At 72.1% G+C, this 20804-nt stretch carries 19 protein-coding genes and 1 pseudogene; 10 read left to right on the top strand and 10 right to left on the bottom strand.

Annotated features, from left to right (window positions below):
• Positions 1 to 111 precede the first annotated feature (111 nt).
• Positions 112 to 1038 (bottom strand): DUF3027 domain-containing protein, encoded by a 927-nt coding sequence (locus AB0N07_RS37345; protein ID WP_365842982.1) that lies wholly within the window; start codon positions 1036 to 1038, stop codon positions 112 to 114.
• 344 nt (positions 1039 to 1382) lie between these two features.
• On the opposite strand from AB0N07_RS37345, the gene AB0N07_RS37340 reads away from it, so the two are divergent.
• The 4 genes from AB0N07_RS37340 to AB0N07_RS37325 all read left to right on the top strand — a co-directional run bounded on the left by AB0N07_RS37340 (position 1383) and on the right by AB0N07_RS37325 (position 4908).
• Positions 1383 to 2807 carry an MFS transporter gene (locus tag AB0N07_RS37340; RefSeq protein ID WP_365842980.1) on the top strand — a complete coding sequence of 475 codons (1425 nt, stop codon included), beginning with the start codon at positions 1383 to 1385 and terminating at the stop codon, positions 2805 to 2807.
• Between the two features lie 61 nt (positions 2808 to 2868).
• Complete coding sequence (locus AB0N07_RS37335) at positions 2869 to 3357, top strand: DUF2771 domain-containing protein (RefSeq protein ID WP_365842978.1); 489 nt, start codon at positions 2869 to 2871, stop codon at positions 3355 to 3357.
• 29 nt (positions 3358 to 3386) lie between these two features.
• Positions 3387 to 4055, top strand: coding sequence for a futalosine hydrolase (locus AB0N07_RS37330; RefSeq protein WP_365842976.1), 669 nt, complete (start codon positions 3387 to 3389; stop codon positions 4053 to 4055).
• The gene (locus tag AB0N07_RS37325; RefSeq protein ID WP_365842974.1) at positions 4045 to 4908 is read left to right on the top strand and encodes a 1,4-dihydroxy-6-naphthoate synthase; all 864 of its coding nucleotides are present in this window, start codon (positions 4045 to 4047) and stop codon (positions 4906 to 4908) included. The genes AB0N07_RS37330 and AB0N07_RS37325 overlap by 11 nt, the downstream gene beginning before the upstream one ends.
• A gap of 220 nt (positions 4909 to 5128) precedes the next feature.
• On the opposite strand, the gene AB0N07_RS37320 is transcribed toward AB0N07_RS37325, so the two are convergent.
• Positions 5129 to 5512, bottom strand: coding sequence for a cold-shock protein (locus tag AB0N07_RS37320; RefSeq protein WP_323178095.1), 384 nt, complete (start codon positions 5510 to 5512; stop codon positions 5129 to 5131).
• A 164-nt stretch (positions 5513 to 5676) separates the two neighbouring features.
• On the opposite strand from AB0N07_RS37320, the gene AB0N07_RS37315 reads away from it, so the two are divergent.
• Positions 5677 to 5925: a hypothetical protein gene (locus AB0N07_RS37315; protein ID WP_030941140.1), complete on the top strand. Its 249-nt coding sequence runs from the start codon at positions 5677 to 5679 to the stop codon at positions 5923 to 5925.
• On the opposite strand, the gene AB0N07_RS37310 is transcribed toward AB0N07_RS37315, so the two are convergent.
• The 3 genes from AB0N07_RS37310 to AB0N07_RS37300 form a co-directional block, all read right to left on the bottom strand.
• The gene (locus AB0N07_RS37310) at positions 5904 to 6545 is read right to left on the bottom strand and encodes an HAD family hydrolase (RefSeq protein WP_365842972.1); all 642 of its coding nucleotides are present in this window, start codon (positions 6543 to 6545) and stop codon (positions 5904 to 5906) included. The two genes, AB0N07_RS37315 and AB0N07_RS37310, sit on opposite strands and share 22 nt — an antisense overlap.
• Before the next feature lie 58 nt (positions 6546 to 6603).
• Positions 6604 to 7575, bottom strand: a complete 972-nt coding sequence (locus tag AB0N07_RS37305) for a hypothetical protein (RefSeq protein WP_365842970.1) — start codon at positions 7573 to 7575, stop codon at positions 6604 to 6606.
• A gap of 73 nt (positions 7576 to 7648) precedes the next feature.
• On the bottom strand, positions 7649 to 9253 hold the full coding sequence (locus tag AB0N07_RS37300; RefSeq protein ID WP_365842968.1) for a substrate-binding domain-containing protein: 1605 nt from the start codon (positions 9251 to 9253) through the stop codon (positions 7649 to 7651).
• A gap of 268 nt (positions 9254 to 9521) precedes the next feature.
• Here AB0N07_RS37300 and AB0N07_RS37295 point away from each other — a divergent pair, with 268 nt between their 5' ends.
• A complete protein-coding gene (locus tag AB0N07_RS37295; protein ID WP_365842966.1) occupies positions 9522 to 12047 on the top strand; it encodes a helicase C-terminal domain-containing protein in 2526 nt (841 codons plus the stop codon).
• A 136-nt stretch (positions 12048 to 12183) separates the two neighbouring features.
• Positions 12184 to 13827: a DNA repair helicase XPB gene (locus AB0N07_RS37290; RefSeq protein WP_365842964.1), complete on the top strand. Its 1644-nt coding sequence runs from the start codon at positions 12184 to 12186 to the stop codon at positions 13825 to 13827.
• 44 nt (positions 13828 to 13871) lie between these two features.
• Here the strand turns inward: AB0N07_RS37290 and AB0N07_RS37285 are convergent, their stop codons facing one another.
• Positions 13872 to 14057, bottom strand: a complete 186-nt coding sequence (locus AB0N07_RS37285; RefSeq protein WP_365842962.1) for a hypothetical protein — start codon at positions 14055 to 14057, stop codon at positions 13872 to 13874.
• A gap of 288 nt (positions 14058 to 14345) precedes the next feature.
• Between AB0N07_RS37285 and AB0N07_RS37280 the strand changes: the two genes are divergently transcribed.
• Positions 14346 to 16409 (top strand): UvrD-helicase domain-containing protein, encoded by a 2064-nt coding sequence (locus AB0N07_RS37280; protein WP_365842960.1) that lies wholly within the window; start codon positions 14346 to 14348, stop codon positions 16407 to 16409.
• Between the two features lie 166 nt (positions 16410 to 16575).
• On the opposite strand, the gene AB0N07_RS37275 is transcribed toward AB0N07_RS37280, so the two are convergent.
• Both AB0N07_RS37275 and AB0N07_RS37270 read right to left on the bottom strand, forming a co-directional pair.
• Complete coding sequence (locus AB0N07_RS37275) at positions 16576 to 17277, bottom strand: copper homeostasis protein CutC (protein WP_365842958.1); 702 nt, start codon at positions 17275 to 17277, stop codon at positions 16576 to 16578.
• A gap of 310 nt (positions 17278 to 17587) precedes the next feature.
• Positions 17588 to 18324 (bottom strand): annotated as a pseudogene (locus AB0N07_RS37270) (maleylpyruvate isomerase family mycothiol-dependent enzyme).
• Positions 18325 to 18403: 79 nt separating this feature from the next.
• Here AB0N07_RS37270 and AB0N07_RS37265 point away from each other — a divergent pair.
• A complete protein-coding gene (locus AB0N07_RS37265; protein WP_365842956.1) occupies positions 18404 to 19081 on the top strand; it encodes a hypothetical protein in 678 nt (225 codons plus the stop codon).
• 10 nt (positions 19082 to 19091) lie between these two features.
• Positions 19092 to 20159 carry a GNAT family N-acetyltransferase gene (locus AB0N07_RS37260; protein WP_365842954.1) on the top strand — a complete coding sequence of 356 codons (1068 nt, stop codon included), beginning with the start codon at positions 19092 to 19094 and terminating at the stop codon, positions 20157 to 20159.
• Here AB0N07_RS37260 and AB0N07_RS37255 read toward each other — a convergent pair.
• Together AB0N07_RS37255 and AB0N07_RS37250 are read right to left on the bottom strand one after the other, a co-directional pair.
• Positions 20141 to 20419: a DUF4031 domain-containing protein gene (locus tag AB0N07_RS37255; RefSeq protein ID WP_365842952.1), complete on the bottom strand. Its 279-nt coding sequence runs from the start codon at positions 20417 to 20419 to the stop codon at positions 20141 to 20143. The genes AB0N07_RS37260 and AB0N07_RS37255 overlap by 19 nt on opposite strands.
• Positions 20416 to 20799 carry a hypothetical protein gene (locus AB0N07_RS37250; RefSeq protein ID WP_365842950.1) on the bottom strand — a complete coding sequence of 128 codons (384 nt, stop codon included), beginning with the start codon at positions 20797 to 20799 and terminating at the stop codon, positions 20416 to 20418. Before AB0N07_RS37250 ends, AB0N07_RS37255 begins: the two co-directional genes overlap by 4 nt.
• Positions 20800 to 20804: the final 5 nt, after the last annotated feature.

Below are 20804 nucleotides of genomic sequence, written 5' to 3'. Positions count from 1 at the left end.
CTCAAACTCCCCCGCTCGAGCGAAGCCGAGAGTGGGGGAGTTTGAGGACGAGGCCCCTTCAGTGCCGACGGGGGTCTGGGGGCGGAGCTCCCCAGCACATACCCCGCGGGCCTACGAGTGCCCCAGGTCCGCCGCTTCCCCGTCGGAGACGACCGGCACGGACCCGGAGTCCGGCGCGGGCCGCAGGGGGAACGGGTCCACCCGGGTCTCGTCGATCACCGGTGGCGCCGGCTGCGGAGGCTTCGGCATGACCGCGGCCTCGGAGTGGCCCCCGCAGCCGTAGGCCAGGGACACCACTCGGCCGTCGGCCGGGGAGAACTCGTTGGCGCAGACGCCGAAGGCCTGCCCCAGTGAACCGCCGATCGGCTGCAGGAAGCCGCAGCTCACGCAGGACGCCGGTGCCGCCTGCGCCATCGGCGTCTTGGCGCCGTACGACTCCTCCCAGCGGTCCGCGGCGACATGCAGGCCGTAGCGGGACAGGACGCGGGCGCGGCGCATGCCGAGTTCCTCGGCGACCGAGGCGATGGAGCCGCGGGACGGGACGACGGGCAGGTTCGCGGGGGCGCCCGCGGTGACCTCGGCGTCCTCCGCCTCCACCAGCTCCGCCATCTCCTCGGAGACGGCCGCGTTCGGCACGGGCTCCTCGTCGCCGGAGTAGCCGGGCTCCAGGCGCAGGTCCTCGGCGTCGGTCGGGAGCAGGTCGCCGGGGCCCATGTCGCCGGGGCGCAGGCGTTCGCTCCACGGCACCCACTCCGGGGCCAGCAGCGCGTCCGGGCCGGGCAGCAGGACGACCTCGTCCAGGGTGACGAACTTGGCGCGGGAGGCACGGGCGACCGTCACGGCCCAGCGCCAGCCGCGGTACCCGAGTTCCTTGCACTCGAAGAAGTGCGTGACAACGCGGTCGCCCTCGGACTCCAGCCCCACATGCTCGCCGACCACGCCTGGCGCGGCCGCCTCCTCGGCGGCGGCGCGGGCGAGGTCGACGGCCTCGGCGCACAGGCGGTCGGGGGTGCGGCTTCGCGTTGTCGCTGCGCTCACAGGTATCGCTTCTCTCCTACGCCGTCACTCGGGTGCGCCGGCCTGAAGGCGGTGGGTGCGGACGGAGCGGACCGGGGGACCGCGTCGACGTCCGCGCCCGATCGCACTCGGGCGCACCTCATGCATCCATTCTGCGGGATGTCCGAGAGGCGCGCGGCCGAGAACGTTCGCCACGACGCGCTACGCACGCTACCTTCTCCCGACCGCTCGGCCTACACCGACGGGAGGTTTCCCCCCGCGGGCACGGCAACTATCTGGCATGCACCTGGGAAAAGCGGAGGAACTACGCGCCCATACGCGCGGTAACCGCACTACACACAGGTTTCTCGGGGCACTATGACGGAGTGGCAGCCGCAAGGACGCCCCAAGGAACCACCGGGGTCGGTGGGATAAGGGGCAGCAGTCGTGGTGGCGGTTCGGGCCGGTTCGTCGGGTCCCTCCGCGCGATCGGCCGTGCGCTGCACTTTCCGGTGACCGGAACGGCCCGCGGGATCAGGAAGGCCACGCATGCGCACGGCGCCGGTGAGTCGGGCCTCGGCAAGCTGATCGAACTGCACGCGGTGAACGGTGCCGGTGACGTCATGGTCACCGTCGCCCTCGCCTCCACCGTCTTCTTCTCCGTGCCGACCGACGAGGCGCGGGGGCGGGTCGCGCTCTACCTCGCCATCACCATGGCGCCCTTCACCGTCCTCGCCCCCGTCATCGGCCCGCTCCTCGACCGGCTGCCGCACGGCCGCCGCGCCGCGATGGCGGGCTCGATGCTCGCCCGGGCGCTGCTGGCCCTGATCATCGCCGGGGCCGTGACCGGCGGCAGCCTGGAGCTGTATCCGGCCGCGCTGGGCGTGCTGGTCGCCTCGAAGGCGTACGGGGTGGTCAGAAGCGCGGTCGTGCCCCGGCTGCTGCCGCCCAAGTTCTCCCTGGTGAAGGCGAACTCGCGGGTCACGCTCGGCGGTCTCCTCGCCACCGGTGTCGCGGCGCCGATCGGGGCGGGGCTGCATGCCATCGGTCCGCGCTGGCCGCTGTACGGCGCCTTCGTGATCTACATCTGGGGCATGTTCCTGTCCTTCTCCCTGGCGCCGAAGGTGGACTCGGCCAGGGGCGAGGACACGGCGCTGCTGGCGGCGGACGCGGCGCATCTGCACGGGCCGCACATCAAACCGGTCAAGAAGCCGGGCCTGAGAACCGTCGGTATCGCGGTCACCCACGCGCTCGGCGCCAACGCGGCGCTGCGCTGGCTGTCCGGGTTCCTGACCTTCTTCCTCGCCTTCCTGCTGCGCGAGCATCCGCTGACCGGCGAGAGCGCGGCGGTGTCGCTGGGCCTGGTGGCCGTCTCGGCGGGCGCGGGCAACGCGCTCGGTACGGCGGTCGGGGCGTGGCTGCGGCAGCGGGCTCCGGAGATCATCGTCGTGACGGTGCTGCCGATCGTGCTCGGCGTGGCGATCACCGCCGCGATCTTCTTCGGTGCGTTCCTGGTGGCGTGTCTCGCCGCGGTCGCCGGGTTCTCACAGGCGCTGGCCAAGCTGGCCCTGGACGCGCTGATCCAGCGGGACGTGCCCGAGACGGTGCGTCCGTCGGCGTTCGCGCGCTCCGAGACCATGCTGCAGATGGCCTGGGTGCTGGGCGGCGCGATCGGCATCGTGATGCCGCTCAACGGCGCGGCGGGGCTGTCCCTGGCCGCAGCGGTGATCGCCCTGGGCTGGCTCACCACCGTCCGCGGGCTGCTGGGCTCGGCCCGGCACGGGGGCGCGTCGAAGCCTCGCGTGGCGTAACACAGGGGCACGCCGCACCCCAGGTAAAGAGAGCGTCGGACGGGCCCTATAGCCTTCGCCCATGACCTCGATGCAATCCGTTGTGCGACGCCGCCGCGCCGTCGCCGCCGCCGGCGCCGTTTCCGCCGGACTGCTCGTCCTGTCGGCGTGCGACAAGCCGACGCCGCTGTCCACCATCACGGTCGGCCGCTCCTCCGTCAGCTCGGAGGCCACCTGCGGCGGCGAGGGCAAGTCCCTGCAGGTCGCGGACCTGGCGAAGTGCCTCAAGGACAAGAACATCAAGTCCATCTCGGTCGACCCCGACGAGACCGTCCGCTTCGGCGTCGACCCCAAGATCGCCGACAAGCGGTGGACGATCCTGATGAACGGTCAGCCGCTGACCGAGGACAGCAACAAGACCTACCGGACCATCCCGGGCAGCGTCTTCTTCAACGCCCAGTACGGCGCCCAGGGCAACTCCACCCTGGTCACCATCAAGGCGGGCGACGGCAAGAAGAGCGGCAGCACGGTCACCGGTCTGTGGTCCTTCAAGCTCAAGAAGAACGCCTGACCCCGCCTGCCGAGCCCGCCGGATCCCTCGTGTCTTCGGTACGTATCCTCGTGGCCGCCGCGGTACCCGTCGAACGGGACGCGGTGGCCCGGGCGTTCACGGGCGAGGGCCACCTGGTGATCGCCGCCGGTGTGGGCCCGGCGCTCGCCGCGGCCTCCACCGCGACCGCCCTCACCACCGCCGCCCTCAGCGGCAGCCCCTACCACCTGGTGGTCTCCGCCGGAATCGCCGGCGGTTTCCAGCCCGAGGCCCCCGTCGGCTCCCTCGTGGTCGCCGACGAGATCACCGCGGCCGACCTGGGCGCCGAGACGCCCGACGGCTTCGTCCCGGTGACGGAACTCGGCTTCGGGACCGTCACCCATCGTCCGCCGGAAACACTCGTACGAGACCTCGCGGCCGCGACCGGGGCACGCGCCGGCACCGTACTCACCGTCTCCACCGTGACCGGTACCGCCGAGCGCGCCGCCGCCCTGCGCGCCCGCCACCCCCGTGCCCTCGCCGAGGCCATGGAGGGCTTCGGGGTGGCCGAGGCGGCCGCCGCGCACGGCGTGCCGGTGCTGGAGATACGCGCGGTCTCCAACCCGGTCGGTCCGCGCGACCGCGCCGCCTGGCGCATCGGCGACGCCCTTACGGCCCTGACGGAGGCCTTCGGGAAGCTTGCGCCCGTACTGGAGAGTTGGAACCAGCATGACCAGTGAGCCCGTACACCCCGCACAGTCCCTGCAGATCGCGTACTCCCCCTGCCCGAACGACACCTTCGTCTTCGACGCCCTCGCCCACGGCCGCGTCCCCGGTGCACCCGCGCTCGATGTGACCTTCGCGGACATCGACATCACCAACGGCATGGCCGAGCGCGGCGAGTTCGACGTGCTGAAGGTGTCGTACGCCGTGCTGCCGTACGTCCTCGACGACTACGCGCTGCTGCCGTGCGGGGGTGCGCTGGGGCGGGGCTGTGGGCCGCTGGTGCTCACCCGTGGGCCGGGAGATCTGACGGGCCGTACCGTCGCCGTGCCGAGCGAGAAGTCGACCGCCTATCTGCTGTTCCGGCTCTGGGCCGCCGACACGGTGCCCGGTGGGGTCGGCGAGATCGTGGTCATGCCGTTCCACGAGATCATGCCCGCCGTGCGGGACGGGAAGGTCGACGCGGGGCTCGTCATCCACGAGGCGCGCTTCACGTACCAGAACTACGGCCTGCACAAGCTCGCCGACATGGGCGAGCACTGGGAGGACACCACCGGGCTGCCGATCCCGCTGGGCGCGATCATCGCGAAGCGGTCGCTGGGGGCGGAGGTGCTGAAGGGGCTCGCCGAGTCGATCCGCTCGTCGGTACGGGCCGCCTGGGACGAGCCCGAGGTCTCCCGCCCGTATGTCATGGAGCACGCCCAGGAGATGGACCCGGCCGTCGCCGACCAGCACATCGGCCTGTACGTCAACGAGTTCACCCACGACCTCGGCGAGGACGGCTACGCGGCCGTACGCGGGCTGCTCACAAGTGCGGCAGCCGAAGGCCTCGTGCCGGCACTCGGACCCGAAGCCCTGTCGTTTCCCTGAGCAGCGGCCGACGGCCGGAGGCCGACGCAGCCGCCCGCAGCCCGCGAAGCGGCGCAAGGGCGGCAGAAAGAGGAGCCAAGTGCAGCAGCCGAAGGCCCCGTGCCGGCACTCGGACCCGAAGCCTGTCGTCTCCCTGAGCAGCGGCGGGCCGAGGGGCTGGTGCCGCCCCTCGGCCCGGATGCGCTCGAATTCCCGTAAGGGATACGGGAATTGTTGAGGGTTATACGTCCAGCTGGTCGGCGACCGCGCGCAGCAGGCCCGCGATCTTCGCGCCAGAGGCCTTGTCGGGGTAGCGGCCCTTCTCGAGCATCGGGGTGATGTTCTCCAGGAGGGTCGTCAGATCCTGGACGATGGAAGCCAGTTCGTCCGGCTTCCTGCGGGTGGCGGCCGCGACCGAGGGGGTCGGGTCCAGGACGGTGACGGAAAGCGCCTGGTCGCCGCGCTGGCCGGCGACCACACCGAACTCCACTCGCTGGCCCGGCTTGAGCGTCTCGACTCCGGCGGGGAGGACCGAGGAATGGACGAAGACGTCGCCGCCGTCGTCACGGGAGAGAAAGCCGAAGCCCTTCTCGCTGTTGAACCACTTGACCTTGCCGGTGGGCACGTCTGTCCTCGTCCTCGTACTCGTCGGAAAACTGCTTCGGAAACGGCTCTTGATAGCACTCGGGCGGGTCGTCGCGGACCCGCCGGTACCAAGGCTAATGGTCTTCAGGCCGGTGACAAGACGTCGCCGGGTTGTTCCTTCGCGCAGGGAACTACCCTGGTCCGGTGCGTGACAAAACCCAAACGAATTCCGCCGAGCCCGGTGACCGACTGATCCGTGCCGGTGCCATCGTGTTCTTCCTCGGTGCCCTGGCCACACTCGTCACAGTGGCTCCGCTGTTCCTCCACGCGAAGCCATTTCCGACATACATGTTCGGACTGAGCATGCTCATGGGGGTCGGCTTCCTGATCGCCGGCGCCGGAGTGCTGCGGTCGATCGCGGCGGGCCGCCGTCAAGCGCGCGCCGGGCGGTAGTCCGCGAGCCAGCCGGGGAACTCCGTGAGGTCCGCGAGGACGACGTCCGCCCCGGCCGTGCTCAGTTCCTCCGCGCTGCACGGTCCGGTCGCCACGGCCACCGACAGCGCGTCGGCCTTGCGCGCGCCGCGTACGTCGCCGGTGTGGTCGCCGACGTAGATCCCGGCGCCGTGCTCGCGCAGCGCCTCCGCCTTCTGCTCGGCCCACAGGTCGCCGACGACCTCGTCGGGATGGATGCCGAGGTGTTCCAGGTGCAGCTTGGCGTTCGGCTCGTACTTGGCCGTCACGACGATGGCGCGTCCGCCGGCCGCCTGTACGGCGGCGATGGCCTCGCGGGCGCCGGGCAGCGCGGGGGTGGCGGCGATGGCAATCGCGGGGTACATCGAGCGGTACAGGTCGGCCATCTCCGCCAGCTGCTCCTGCGGGAACCAGTTGATCAGTTCCTCGGCGAGGGGTGGTCCGAGGCGGGTGATCGCGAGATCGGCGTCGATGTACGTCCCGGTTCGCTCGGAGAGGGCGAGGTAGCAGGCGTGGATGCCGGGGCGGGAGTCGATGAGGGTCATGTCGAGGTCGAAGCCGACGGTGGGCGGGAGCGCTGTTGGGTAGGCCATATGGGTCATTGTGCCCAGTGGTTCGGTCCTACTCGTTGTGTCAGCGCCAGGCGATGAACAGCGCCGCTCAGGGGCGCCTCTGTGAGCGCCAAGTGATGAACAGCGCCGATGCCAGTGCTGCCCCCCGTACCACCCAAGGCCAGGTCTGGGCGATCGCCTCGTTCATGTGGCCCTGGGGTATGGGGGTGCCCCAGCGGCCGGTGTTTCTGCCCCAGAGCCAGATGAGGCCGGCGGTGATGGCGAGGCCGGGCATGCCGATGACCGCCCACTTGGACTCGTTGCGGGTGAGGCGGCGGGAGGCGTAGGCGATGAGCCAGCCGAGGAGCAGGGCGAACCAGTTGCCGAGGACGGCGCCGACCACGAGCAGGCCGGCGGCGATCAGGAGGAGCGGGTTGCTCCAGCCGCCGGCGGGGAGCGCGAGGCGGCGCCGCGGGGCGGGGGCCTCGGGTGCGGTCTCCTCCTCGGCTTCCGGGGCCTGCTCGACGGCCGGTGGCGGCTCTTTCTCCAGTTCCTTCGGGCGCGGTGGCCTGAGCAGGTCGGGGATCTCCACACCGCCGGTGAATCCGGGGACGCTTTCGCCGAAGGGGGTGCTGTCGACCCGCCACCAGTCGGGCTGGGTCGCGCTGTTGCCGAGTTCCTCGGCGCTCGCCATGTGCGGCGGGGAGGCGGCGGGCCTCTCGGGTGGGGCCGGCTGGGCGGGGCGGGGGCGCGGTACGGACCGGCGCAGGCTCTTCGGCAGGCGCCTGCTGTCGTCCGGTTCGTCGTCGCGCTGTACCGGCACATGGGCCGGGGCCGACTGCGGGACCGAGCCGGAGCCTCCCACCGCTGCGACGACCTCGTCCGGGGTGCCGAGCCGGGAGAGGATGCGGCGGACCGCGGCCGGGCTGTCCACGGTGGCCTTCGCCCGGCGGCGGTCGATCTCGCCCCGCAGCTCCGACACCAGGCGCATGCGTGCGGCGGACGGCAGTTGCCGCTGCTGCGCCACGTCGCCGACGCGGCTCAGATACTCGTAGACGACCTTGTCGCTCTCGATACCCACGAAGTCCCCTTTGGGGTGGGTGCGTTGGATTTCCCGTACTTCCCGTGGTGACGACGGTAGCGCAGGCCGCGGGTCACGTCGGTCGGCACACCAGCGGATATCGGGTCTCCGAGCAGGGGCGGTTGCCGTACTGGCGCAGGACGTCCTTGCCGCCCTGGTCGGTGAGGTAGCGCAGGAAGGCGGCGGCGACGGAGTCGGCGGGCGGTTCGCCGTAGGTGTAGGCGTACTCGGTCTGCCAGTACGGGTAGGTGCCGTTCTCGACGCCCTCGAGGGTGGGCGGCATGTCGTCGATGCGGAGCTTGACGAGACGGCCGGAGGGCACGCTGCTGACCTCGCTGTAGCCGAGGGCGCCCGGGATGGCGGCCGTTCGGTCCAGCAGGTTGTCGGTGCTGTCGGCCTCGCAGACGCCGGGCTTGTTGCGGTCCAGGGCGGTGCAGTCGTTCACGTCGGCCTCGGGGACGGGCCGGCCCTTGAGGACGCGCTTCTCGAGGGCGTTGCGGGTGCCGGAGTTGCGGTAGCGGTCGACGAGATGGACGGGGAGGTCGGCACCGCCCACCTCGGACCAGTTGGTGATCTTCCTGGCGTAGATGTCGCGGACCTGCTGCAGGGAGAGGTTGCGGACCTTGGCGTCTTCGTTGACGACGAGTGTGAACAGCGTGTACGCGACCGGGCGCGGCAGGATCTGGGGGTGGCTGCCCTCGGCCGGGCCGTCGGTGAAGGCGATGTGGTCGCGGAGCCCTTCGGCGCCGGAGATCCCGGCGTCCGCGCCGGTCTTCTCCAGGGCGGCCACGCCGTTCCCGCTGCCCTGGAAGGTGCCCCCGTCGACGGGGATGTGGGCGCCCTTGGCCGCGCACAGCTTCACGTACTCGTCGGCGGCGGCCTTCACGGCGGGTGCGAAGGCGGTGGAGCCGCCGAGGTGGAGGGTGCCGCCGACGCAGTCCAGCGGGGCGGGCTCGTCGCGTACGAACAGGGTCAGGCCCGCCTGGACCATGACGGCCATCGCCAGCAGGATGATGCCGAACCAGGCCGGGCGGGACGCGAAGACATGGCTCTCGGTCCTGGCCACCTTGAACCGGAAGAACCGGAGCACCGGGTCGAACCAGCGGCGGCGGCCACCGACGGCACCGCGGAAGACGGGCTTCGGGAAGGGCTCCCTGCTCTGGTCGTCGGGCCAGCGCTCCAGCACCACCAGGACCTTGTACTCGGCCCGCACCGGGAGCTTCACCTTCGGCAGCCGGATGACGCCCTGCCGTTCGGGCAGGTGGTTGTCGTGGCCGAAGCCCGGGACGGCCTGGTTGTCCCGGATGAAGGCGTCGCGCAGTTCGTCCTGGCTCAGTTCGGTGACCACCAGGGCCGCGACCTGGCGTTCCCGGAAGGTGACGCGTATGCCGCACGGGTCGCTGTCGGGGGTGAGGTAGTCGCCCTCCTCGATCGGGGCGGTGCCGGCGTTCTCGATCCGCAGCAGGACGAAGGAAGGATCCTTCAGGTGGTGGCCGTCCTGCTGCATGTCCCGCAGCACTCCGGCGTACGGCGACTGGCTCGCGTCCGCGGCGAGCGTGTCCATCTGCACGCGGTAGCCGAGCCGCTTGCGGCCGACGACGGCGAACTCCCACAGGAACGCCGCGAAGGGAAAGCCGACGCTGATGAGAGCAACCCACTTGTCGAAGTCGAGGTTCACCCCGGGCCCCCAGTTCCCCCGTGTCCGTCGAACACCCAATCGCCCGCAACCACCGTGCAGTTGACAGGGAGCCCAGGGTGACCAGTGGGTGCCGGGTGGGGCCAGGATTGCCGCAATCGTCCTGCTGAAGTTCATCCGCCGGCCAACTACGAAACGTCCCGTTGGCCAATCCGGCCCGTCCGGCGTTCGAGGACGAGGCCGTGCAGGCCGACGGAGGTCTGGGGGCGGAGCCCCCAGGGACGCGGGCCCACCCGCTACCGTGGGTCGGATGAGCACCCCGGCCGCTCCGCGTTCACTCGCAGAGGCACTGCGCAACAGGGACGACGCCTCCCTGGCGGCACTGCTGCGCGCCCGCCCCGATCTCATCACGCCCGTCCCCACCGACCTCACCCAGCTGGCGACCCGGGCCGGCACCCGTGCGTCGGTCGTGCGGGCGCTGGAGCGGTTGGACCGTTTCGCACTGCAGACGGCCGAGGCGCTGGCGGTGGCCGCGGAACCGGCCGGGTACGAGGAGCTGCTCGGGCTGATGAGCGGTGACGGAGGCGACCCGGCCGTCGTGGCGGCGCTCCCCCGTGCCCTGGGGACCCTGCGTGAGCAGGCCCTGGTGTGGGGCGGCGACGACCGGCTGCGGCTGGTGCGGACGGCCCGAGAGCTGCTCGCGCCGTCGCCGCAGCACCCGTCGCCGACGGGGCTCGGGCCCACGGCGCAGGAGGCGACTGCGGGTATGTCGCCGGGCCGGATCCAGGAGATCGTCACCGCGGTCGGGCTGCCCTCGACGCACGACTCCGTCTCCGCCGTGGCCTCGCTGACCGCCCTGTTCGGCGAGCGCGCCCGGATGACGGCGCTGCTGGCCGAGGCGTCCCCGGAGTCCCGGGAGGTGCTGGACCGCCTGGTGTGGGGGCCGCCGTACGGGCAGGTCACGGCCGATCCGGCGCCCCGGCTGCGCTGGCTCCTGGACCGCGGGCTGCTGCTGCCGACGGCGCCCGGGACCGTCGTACTCCCCCGGGAAGTGGCCCTGCATCTGCGCGGCGGCCGTGCGCATCGTGCCGTCGAGCCGCTGCCGCCCGCCCTGGAGGTGACGGCCACGCACCGTCCACAGGTTGTGGACACGACGGCGGCCGGGCAGGCGTACACGGCGCTGGCGACCGTGGAGGAGCTGCTGAAGGACTGGGACGAGGGCGGGCCCGCGGTGCTGCGGGCGGGCGGTCTCAGCGTGCGCGACCTCAAGCGCACCGCGGTCGCGCTCGACGTGTCCGAGCCCGTCGCCGCCTTCTGGGTCGAGCTCGCGTACGCGGCGGGGCTGCTGGCCTCCGACGGGGAGGCCGACGAGCGGTATGCGGCGACCCCGGCCCACGACGAGTGGCTGGAGCTGCCGCCCGCCGAGCGCTGGGCGCAGCTGGCGCAGGCGTGGCTGACGGCGACGCGGACGGCGGGCGTCGTCGGGGGGCGGGACGCCAAGGAACGCACCTTGTCGGCGCTCGGGCCGGGCCTCGACCGCTCCGCGGCCCCGGAGGTACGGCACCGGGTGCTGAGCCTGCTGGCCGGGCTGCCGGAGGGCGCCGCCCCGTCCGCCGAGTCCGTCCTGGCCCGGCTGCGCTGGGAGCGGCCCCTGCGCGGCCCCCAGCAGAACGACGACCTGCGCGGACGGCTCGCCGGCTGGGCCCTCTCGGAGGCCGAGATGCTGGGCGTGACGGGCCGGGGCGCGCTGTCGGCGCACGGCAGGGCGCTGCTCGGGGCGCCCGCGCCCGCACCCGCGCCGAAGGACGCCGAGCCCGCGCAGGAGGGCCCCGGCGACAAGCTCCCCGTCCACCACGTGCCGCTCACCGTGGAGCCCCTGTCCCCCACCGAGCAGGCCACCGCCTCCGCCGCGGCCGTACGGCTCCTCGCCCCGCTCCTCCCCGAGCCCCTGGACCACGTGCTGCTCCAGGCGGACCTGACGGCGGTGGCCCCCGGCCCGTTGAAGCGCCCGCTGGCCGACATGCTGGACGTACTGGCGGACGTGGAGTCGAAGGGCGGGGCCACGGTCTACCGCTTCACGCCGGGTTCGGTACGGCGCGCCCTGGACGCGGGCCGCACAGCCACCGATCTGCATGCCTTCCTGAGCGCCCACTCCCGCACGCCCGTACCGCAGCCGCTGACATACCTGATCGACGACGTGGCCCGCAAACACGGGCATCTGCGGGTGGGCGCGGCCTCGGCGTACGTGCGCTGCGACGACGACACGATGCTCAACGAGATCATGGCCGACAAGCGCGCCGCGGCCCTGCGGCTGCGCCGCCTCGCGCCCACCGTCCTCGCCACCCAGGCCGACCCCGCGACCCTGCTCGACGGGCTGCGCGCGATGGGCTTCGCACCGGCCGCCGAGTCGGCGGAGGGCGACGTCCTGATCACCCGCGCCGACGCCCACCGCACCCCGCCGCGCACCGCCCCCGAGCCGGTCCCGGACGGCCCGCCGACCCCCGACGCCACCCTCCTGGCGGCGGCGATCCGCGCGATCCGGGCCGGCGACCTGGCCTCCACCACCCCGCGCAAGCAGACCCCGTCGGCCACGCCCGGCGGCGACCTCCCCCGCACCACCTCCGCCGAGACCCTCGCGACCATGCAGGCCGCCGTCCTGACCGGCGAGGCCCTGTGGATCGGCTACGTCAACGCCGAGGGTGCCGCCAGCCAGCGCGTCATCGCCCCGATCCGCGTCGAGGGCGGCTTCGTGACGGCGTACGACCACACGGCGGACGAGGTGCGCACGTATCCGCTGCACCGGGTCACCGGGGTCGCCGAGCTCGCGGACGACTGACCACGGCCGAACACGACCGGCCGCTGTCGGTTACCGCTGCTTCACGACCTCCCGTGATCATCCGCGTATGCGGCACACTGGACGTTTGGCCGAGACGTTTGGCCAAGACGTCCGGCCCACGGAAAGGGTGCCCCGCGTGAATGGTCCACTCATCGTCCAGTCCGACAAGACCCTGCTCCTGGAGGTCGACCACGAGCAGGCCGACGAGTGCCGCCGGGCCATCGCGGCGTTCGCGGAGCTGGAGCGGGCGCCCGAGCACATCCACACGTACCGGGTGACGCCGCTCGGCCTGTGGAACGCGCGGGCGGCCGGGCACGACGCCGAGCAGGTCGTGGACGCACTCGTGCAGTACAGCCGGTATCCCGTGCCGCACGCGCTGCTGGTCGACGTCGCGGACACCATGGACCGGTACGGGCGGCTGACCCTCAGCAAGGACCCCGCGCACGGACTGGTGCTCACCACCACCGACCGGCCGGTGCTGGAGGAGATCCTGCGCTCGAAGCGGATCGCTCCGCTGGTCGGGGCGCGGATCGACCCGGACACCGTGGCCGTGCATCCGTCCGAGCGCGGGCAGATCAAGCAGACGCTGCTGAAGCTGGGCTGGCCCGCCGAGGACCTCGCGGGATACGTCGACGGCGAGGCGCACCCGATCGAGCTGCACGAGGACGGCTGGGCGCTGCGCCCGTACCAGAAGCAGGCCGTGGAGAACTTCTGGCACGGCGGGAGCGGGGTCGTGGTCCTGCCCTGCGGCGCGGGCAAGACGCTCGTCGGCGCCGGGTCCATGGCGCAGGCGAAGTCGACGACGCTGATCCTCGTCACCAACACCGTCTCGGCGCGGCAGTGGAAGCACGAACTCGTGAAGCGCACGAGTCTCACCGAGGAGGAGATCGGTGAGTACAGCGGTACGCGCAAGGAGATCCGGCCGGTCACCATCGCCACGTACCAGGTGCTGACCACCAGGCGGAAGGGCGTCTACCCGCACCTGGAGCTCTTCGACTCCCGCGACTGGGGGCTGATCGTCTACGACGAGGTGCATCTGCTGCCCGCGCCGGTCTTCAAGTTCACGGCGGATCTGCAGGCGCGGCGGCGGCTGGGGCTGACCGCGACCCTCGTACGGGAGGACGGACGCGAGTCCGACGTGTTCTCGCTGATCGGTCCCAAGCGTTTCGACGCGCCGTGGAAGGAGATCGAGGCGCAGGGCTACATCGCGCCCGCCGACTGCGTGGAGGTCCGGGTCAACCTCACCGACTCCGAGCGGCTCGCCTACGCCACCGCCGAGCAGGAGGAGAAGTACCGCTACTGCGCGACGACGGAGACCAAGCGGAAGGTCACCGAGGCGATCGTGCGCCGTTTCGCGGGTCAGCAGATCCTCGTCATCGGGCAGTACATCGACCAACTCGACGAGTTGGGCGAGCACTTGAACGCGCCCGTCATCAAGGGCGAGACCTCCAACGCCCAGCGGGAGAAGCTCTTCGACGCCTTCCGCGAGGGCGAGATCAGCGTGCTGGTGGTCTCGAAGGTCGCGAACTTCTCGATCGACCTGCCGGAGGCGACGGTCGCCATCCAGGTGTCGGGCACCTTCGGCTCACGCCAGGAGGAGGCCCAGCGGCTGGGACGGGTACTGCGCCCCAAGGCCGACGGCCACCAGGCGCACTTCTACTCGGTCGTCGCCCGCGACACCATCGACCAGGACTTCGCCGCCCACCGCCAGCGCTTCCTGGCGGAACAGGGCTACGCCTACCGGATCGTGGACGCGGACGAACTCCTGACGGAGGGCTGAGCACAGCAAGTCCCCCGTAGGGAAGCCGCCGGGCGTCGGTGCCGTCACTTACGGCGTACGCCCGCTTCCTCGCCGTACTCGCCGAGGATGACCACGTCGAAGGCGGCGCCCACGAACACCTTCAGGGCGCGCAGGGCGTCGCCGAGGCGGTGGCGGTGGCTGCCTAGGACGGGGGTGGCGCCGGGCGGACCCGGCCGGCCGGGGCCTGGGGTGATGGTTGCTGCGCTCATGTATCCATGGTGGATCGGCAGGCATAAAGGGAGCATCGGTCTGCGGACCGAAACTCCTTCGTCGCCGCGTACGACTCCGGTCCTGGCCCTCCCTCCCTGGTATGACGGGGACATCCCCTAGGGGGCCCGGAGGGGGAGGGCAGGGGGTGGAAAACCATTGGCCTGCGTCTCCCCCGTTCACCTACAATCTCCGCTCTTGCCCGCCTCCCTCCACGGAGCGCCGCCGCCCGGACGGAAACCGGTCGGCACCTCGCAGCCCGAGCCCGCAGCACCTTCGGAGGCACCGCCTTGTCCACGCCCGTCGACGACCCCACCCCTCTCGACGACCCCCTCGCCCGCGAGCGCGCCCACCTCGCCGAATCCCGTGCCGCCCTGCGCGCCATGCGGGAGGACGTCGAGTCGCTCGACATCAGGGACGTCACCGCGAACTGGGTCAACGCCGAGGTCCTGGCCCGCCAGATCGACGAGCGCATCAAGGCGCTGGCCGACCTCAGCGACACCCCGCTGTTCTTCGGCCGCCTCGACTACCTGCACTCCCCGGGCGCCGACCAGGCCGAGGGCGCGGAGGGGGAGAGATTCTACATCGGGCGCCGGCACGTGCACGACCACGACGGCGACCCCATGGTGATCGACTGGCGGGCGCCGGTCTCGCAGCCGTTCTACCGGGCGTCGAAGAAGGACCCGCTGGACATCGCGCTGCGCCGCCGCTTCGGGTACACCCGCGGCGACATCACCGCGTACGAGGACGAGCACCTCTCCGACCCGGCCGAAGCCGCCCGTACCAGCAAGCTGCTCCAGCAGGAGATCGAGCGCCCGCGCGTGGGCCCGATGCGGGACATCGTGGCGACCATCCAGCCCGAGCAGGACGAGATCGTCAGGTCCGGGCTGGGCGGGACGGTGTGCGTGCAGGGAGGTCCCGGGACCGGAAAGACAGCCGTCGGCCTGCACCGCGTCGCGTATCTCCTCTACGCCCACCGTGAGCGGCTCGCCCGGACGGGCACGCTCGTCATCGGGCCGAACAGGTCCTTCCTGCACTACATCGAGCAAGTCCTGCCGGCACTGGGCGAGTTGACGGTCCAGCAGGCCACCGTGGACGACCTGGTGGCGAGGGGAATCGAGGTCCGGGGTACCGACGACGCGGCGGCCGCGGTCATCAAGGGCGACGCGAGGATGGCCGAGGTGCTGCGGCGGGCCGTCCAGTCCCACGTCACCATGCCGACCGAGCCGCTCGTCGTGGTGCGCGGCTCACGCCGCTGGCGGGTGCCCTCATACGAACTGGAGGCCATCGTCCGGGAGTTGCTCGACCGCGGCATCCGCTACGGCGCCGCCCGCGAGGCCCTCCCGCAGCGCATCGCACACGCCGTACTGGTACAGATGGAGCGGTCGGGAGAGGCGCCGGACGACCGGGTGCAGGACGCGGTGGCCCGCAACGCGGCGGTCAAGGCGGCCGTCAAACAGATGTGGCCGCCGGTCGACCCGGCGAAACTGGTGCTGCGCCTGCTGACAGACGCGGACTTCCTCGCCGTGCACGCGGACGGAGTCCTGGACGAGGACGAGCAGAAGACGATCCTCTGGGCGAAGCCCGTGCGGAGTGTCAAAGCCGCCAAGTGGTCGCCCGCGGACGCGGTGCTGATCGACGAGACGACGGACCTCGTCCAGCGCACGCACTCCCTCGGGCATGTGGTCCTGGACGAGGCGCAGGATCTCTCCCCCATGCAGTACCGCGCGGTCGGCCGCCGCTGCACCACCGGTTCGGCGACGGTCCTCGGCGACCTGGCACAGGGCACCACGCCCTGGGCGACGCGGAGTTGGGACGAGGCGCTCGCCCACCTCGGCAAGACGGACGGCGTGATCGAGGAGCTGACGGCCGGTTTCCGCGTCCCGACGGACGTCATCACCTACGCCTCCCGTCTGCTGCCGCACATCGCCCCCGGCCTCACACCGGTCGCGTCGGTCCGCGAGAACCCGGGCTTCTTCGCCCTCCGCCCGATCGGGGACGCCTCCGAAGTGGTCGCCGCCTGCGAGGAGTTGCTCGGCAACGAGGGCTCGACCGGCCTGATCGCCGCCGACGCCCGCGTCCCGGCGCTGGCTCAGGCTCTGACGGCGGCCGGAATCACCTACCTGGCCCCCGGCGAGGAGACGACGGCCGAGACCCGCCTCACCCTGGTCCCGGCGTCGCTCGCGAAGGGCCTGGAGTACGACTACGTGGTCCTTGACGAGCCCCGGGCCGTGGTGGACGGCGAGCCCGACGAACGGACCGGTCTGCGCCGCCTGTATGTGGCGCTGACCCGTGCGGTGTCCGGGCTGATCGTGACGCATGCGGCGCCGTTGCCGCCGCAGCTGGCCGAGTAGGGTGCTCTTCCGTTCTGTCATGTCCCCTCGGAAGGGTCCCAGCAGTACGACGCACCGGCGGCGGTCCGCCGGCTGTGCGGGCGATGCCCGCCGCGCCGGTGACGGTGTCCTGAAGCGCGAGGGGCTGTTCTGCTGGGCCGGTGGGGGCCGCTGTCCCTTTGAAGCGCTAGTTCCCGTCCAGCACCGCCCGCCACTCGGCCACCGCAGCCGCCGACACGGGCCCGTCCCAGCCCCCCGGCCGGGCAGCCCCGCCGATGTGAAAGGCGTCGATCCCCGCAGCCCGTAGCTGTGGCACGTGCTCCAGCCGCAAGCCCCCGCCCACCATGATCCGCGGCTCATAGCCGGGTTCCCCGCAGCGCGCCGCCTCGGCGAGCAGTGTGGGAAGGCCGTCGTCCACCCCGGCGGGCGAACCGGCCGTGAGATAGGTGTCGTGCCCCGGCAGGCCGTCCAGCTGCTTGCGCAGTGCGTCGCGGTCCGCGGCCCGGTCGATCGCGCGGTGGAAGGTCCAGCGGCAGCCGTCGAGTTCCCTCACGAGCCGCTCCACGGCGTCCAGGTCGACCTGCCCGTCCGCGTCGAGGAACCCGAGTACGAACTGGTCGGCCCCGGCCGCCCGCATCTCCCGGGCGACCCGGACCAGCCGCGCGACACCCTCGGCGTCCCCCGCGGCGAACCCGTCCGCGGGCCGCAGCATCACGCGCAGGTCGATGTCGACGGCGGCACGGATCCCGGCGAAGGTCTCGACCGGCGGGGTCAGCCCGTCGGCCGCCATGTCGGCGACCAGCTCCAGCCGGTCCGCGCCTCCGGCCTGGGCGGCGACCGCGTCCTCGGCGTCGAGGGCGATCACCTCCAGGACTGCACGCATGCTCATAGGGCCCCTTCCGTCGGTGTTCCCCTGGAGTGACTACAGGTCTAGTCCAATCTCAGGGTACGACGGCGGGGTGGACGACCGCGAGATCGCCCCCCGGGGCCCGGCGCTGCGAGGGGCTCCGGACGGGCTGAAAGATGAAGCCCCGGTCGGAGAAAATTCAGCCCCTCCGGCGTTTGAGGAGCGGGGGTCCGGGGGCTGGCCCCGGGTACGGGACGGGTAGGGGCGGCGGGGGCGACTCAGCGTGCCGAGGGGGCCGGCCGGGGGCGACCGCCGCAAGACCACCCCCGGCCCCTGCCGCAGCCGCGGTCCGTCAGCCGAACATGTTCAGCTCCGCCGCCTCCGCCCCCACCAGCTCGTACGACGTGCCCTCCGGCACCGGACGGCCCGCGTAGAGCCGTACGAGGGTTGCGGAGTCGCCGATGAAACGCGCGGGGTTCCGCTCACCGCTGGCCTCCCCCAGCAGCAGCGGCTCGTCCTCCCCCACTGCCTTAAAGGCGTGGGAGGTGCCCCCATCGTCGAGGTCGGCGTGCAGCGGCAGGCGGCCCCGCTCGCGGGTGATCCGGGCGAGGAGGGTGAGGGCGTCCGGGAGTCCGGGGCCTCCGTATGCCTGCGGCTCACCCCAGACGTCCCGTACGTCGCCCGCGTGCACCCTCCCCCACTGCCTTAAGGGCGTGGGGGGACCCCCACGCCCAGCGCGACCCGGTCCAGTACACCGCCCGCCTTGGCGATCGCCGGTCCCGCGTCGGTCATCCCGCGCTCCAGCTCGTCCACGACCTGCTGGTTCGACCAGTCGGCGCGCTCGGCGATGTCCCGGTCGTTGGAGGCGGGCGAGAAGACGCCCTCCTCGAAACGGCTCTCCACCACCCGCAGCAGCGCGGAGGAGCAGTGCGCGAGTACGTCCCGCACCGTCCACCCCGGACACGCGGTGGTGGGGAGAGCGAAGTCGGCGTCCGGGCGGGCGCGCAGGAGCGGGATCAGGGCGTCGCGCTCGACGGCCAGGAGGCGCCCGGGCAGTTCGGGGTCGCGTACGTCGTCAGTTGTCGTCATGGGGGCCACGCTAGGGGCGCCGGGTGATCGACGGGAGAGGCCGAAGTCGAAGACGCCGGAGAGGCGGGAGAATGAGCGCATGGCCGATCACGCCCGCCCCGATGTCGATGCCCTGCGCACCCGTTGGACCCGCGCCCTGGAAGGAGCCCGCTCCCCGGCCGCCGGCCCCGACCCGGCCCCGTACGCGGACAACCTCCTCGCCCGCTGGCAGGAACCGCAGCGCCACTACCACACGCTCGCGCACCTCACGGCGGTCCTCGACCACGTCGACGTACTGGAGAAGTACGCGGCGGACCCGGATGTCGTGCGCCTGGCCGCCTGGTTCCACGACGCGGTCTACTTCCCCGACCGCTCCGAGAACGAGGAACGCTCGGCCCGCCTCGCCGAGCGCGCCCTCCCCGAGGCGGGCGTCCCGGAGGCGAAGACCGCCGAGGTGGCCCGCCTGGTCCGCCTCACCGTCACCCACGACCCTGCCGACGACGACCGCGACGGCCAGGTCCTGTGCGACGCCGACCTGGCGATCCTCGCGTCGCCCCCGTCCGCGTACGCCGTCTACACCGCCGCCGTACGCGAGGAGTACCACTTCGTCCCGAGCGACGCCTTCCGCACCGGCCGCGCCGCGATCCTGCGCCAGCTCCTCGACCTGCCACGGCTGTTCAGGACGCCGTACGGACAGAAGCACTGGGAGGCGACGGCCCGCTACAACCTCACCTCCGAGCTGGAAATGCTGTCGCTTCCGACCGGCCCGGCCGCATAGTCTGCGGCCCATGCATCCATGGGGCGGGGACCAGGTGGAAGAGGCCGTGGCGGGCTGCGTGGCAGCGCTGCGGCCGGCGGTGGACCGGGACTGGACGGAGGTGAAGGCTTCCGGACTGGAGTGGAACTGCCACGAGACGGCGTTCCACATCGCGGAGGACCTCATCGCGTACGCCGCCAACCTGGCCGGACGAGCCCAGGACAGCTACGTCCCCTTCGCGATCAGCCTCGACGAGGGCACCGACAACGCGGGCCTGCTGCACGTGATCGAGACGACCGGCGCCCTGCTCGCCGCGGCCGTCCGCACCGCGCCGCGCGAGGCCCGCGGCTTCCACCCGTACCCGTTCCGCAGCGCGAACCGCGAGGGCTTCGCCGCGATGGGCATCGCCGAGGTCCTCGCCCACACGTACGACATCGCGGGCGGTCTGGGCCTGGAGTACGAACCCCCCGCCGCACTGGCCGAGTCCGTCCTCACCCGCATCTTCCCGCACGTCCAGCCGGGCCCGGACCACTGGCGCACGTTCCTGTGGGCCACCGGCCGCGGTGAACTCCCCGGCCGTGCCCGCCTCGCCGAGTGGCGCTGGAACAACAACCTGGTCCTGCCCACCGACCGCCTCACCCTGCAGGGCATCACACCCGCGGCCGCGCGCGACCTGGTGGCGGGCGGCGACGGCGGCTTCGACTGGCTCGACGGCGGCCCCTTCGAGGGCACCCGGGACGCCTCGGGCTTCATGCTGAAGGCATACGAGGGGGGCGTGCACCGCCCGGAGTTCGGGGTCTTCGCCCTCGTACGCCGCGAGGACGGCCGGGCGATCGGCGGCATGGGCTTCCACGGCGTCCCCGACGAGGAGGGCCGCGCCGAGATCGGCTACGACCTCACCGAGGCGGCCCGCGGCAACGGCTACGCGACCGAGGCCCTGCGCGCGCTCGCCGAATGGGCGCTGGCGAGGGACGACGTACACACGCTCTTCGCGACGATCGAACGGGACAACCTCCCGTCCCAGGCGGTGGTCAGCCGCGCCGGCTTCAGGAAGGTGGGCGACGACGAGGAGGGGATCGCCTACGAACTGGGGCGCTGAACCCGCCCTTTCGGCCGCCGCAGCCCCGCCTCGGTGAGTCGCCGCACCAGCTCCTTCGAGCCGATCTCCCGGGCCCCCGCCGCCACCACGTCCGCATACCGGTGCGACGGAATGTCGTAGTGGTCCCGCTCGAAGGCGCGTGGCGGTACGCCCAGCTTCTCGGCGAAGACGTGCAGTTCCTCGTACGAGACGTCGCTGATCAGATGCGACCACATCCGCCCGTGTCCGGGCCAGGTCGGCGGGTCGATGTACACGGTCACGAGGACGACGACCCGCCCGTGGTGGACGACAGCGTGCCGACCGGGGCGACCTTCACGCCCGCCTTGTGGCAGACCCAGTGCGGGTCGGGGCCGAGTTCCGGCTCGACGTCGAGGGCGTGCGGGTCGCCGCCGCCGCAGACGGGGCACAGGGGCCAGCGGCCGTATCTCTCCAGCAGGGAGTCCTGGACGTCCTGCGCGACCAGCCCGGCGACGTAATCGACGCCCTGCGGCCACTGCTCCACCCACCATCGCCGCTGGACGACGGACTCCTCGACCATGGACACCACGTCCGCCGCGGCGACCTCGCCCGCGGCCAGATCGGCGAGTACGAGGGCGCGTGCCGCGTGCAGCGCCTGCTCCAGGGGGCTGATGGGATCCATGCTCC

Source organism: Streptomyces sp. NPDC051172, assembly GCF_040682555.1.
In the GTDB taxonomy this organism is placed as follows: domain Bacteria; phylum Actinomycetota; class Actinomycetes; order Streptomycetales; family Streptomycetaceae; genus Streptomyces.
This window is presented reverse-complemented; position numbering and strand designations above follow the sequence as displayed.

What these genes read in the sequence shown, in the direction of transcription:
- AB0N07_RS37265 (WP_365842956.1), top strand. Translation starts at nt 18,404, where the DNA reads ATGGCCGATCACGCCCGCCCCGATGTCGATGCCCTGCGCACCCGTTGG.
- AB0N07_RS37310 (WP_365842972.1), bottom strand. Translation starts at nt 6,545, where the DNA reads ATGACCCATATGGCCTACCCAACAGCGCTCCCGCCCACCGTCGGCTTC.
- AB0N07_RS37295 (WP_365842966.1), top strand. Translation starts at nt 9,522, where the DNA reads ATGAGCACCCCGGCCGCTCCGCGTTCACTCGCAGAGGCACTGCGCAAC.
- AB0N07_RS37275 (WP_365842958.1), bottom strand. Translation starts at nt 17,277, where the DNA reads ATGAGCATGCGTGCAGTCCTGGAGGTGATCGCCCTCGACGCCGAGGAC.
- AB0N07_RS37250 (WP_365842950.1), bottom strand. Translation starts at nt 20,799, where the DNA reads ATGGATCCCATCAGCCCCCTGGAGCAGGCGCTGCACGCGGCACGCGCC.
- AB0N07_RS37285 (WP_365842962.1), bottom strand. Translation starts at nt 14,057, where the DNA reads ATGAGCGCAGCAACCATCACCCCAGGCCCCGGCCGGCCGGGTCCGCCC.
- AB0N07_RS37260 (WP_365842954.1), top strand. Translation starts at nt 19,092, where the DNA reads ATGCATCCATGGGGCGGGGACCAGGTGGAAGAGGCCGTGGCGGGCTGC.
- AB0N07_RS37335 (WP_365842978.1), top strand. Translation starts at nt 2,869, where the DNA reads ATGACCTCGATGCAATCCGTTGTGCGACGCCGCCGCGCCGTCGCCGCC.
- AB0N07_RS37325 (WP_365842974.1), top strand. Translation starts at nt 4,045, where the DNA reads ATGACCAGTGAGCCCGTACACCCCGCACAGTCCCTGCAGATCGCGTAC.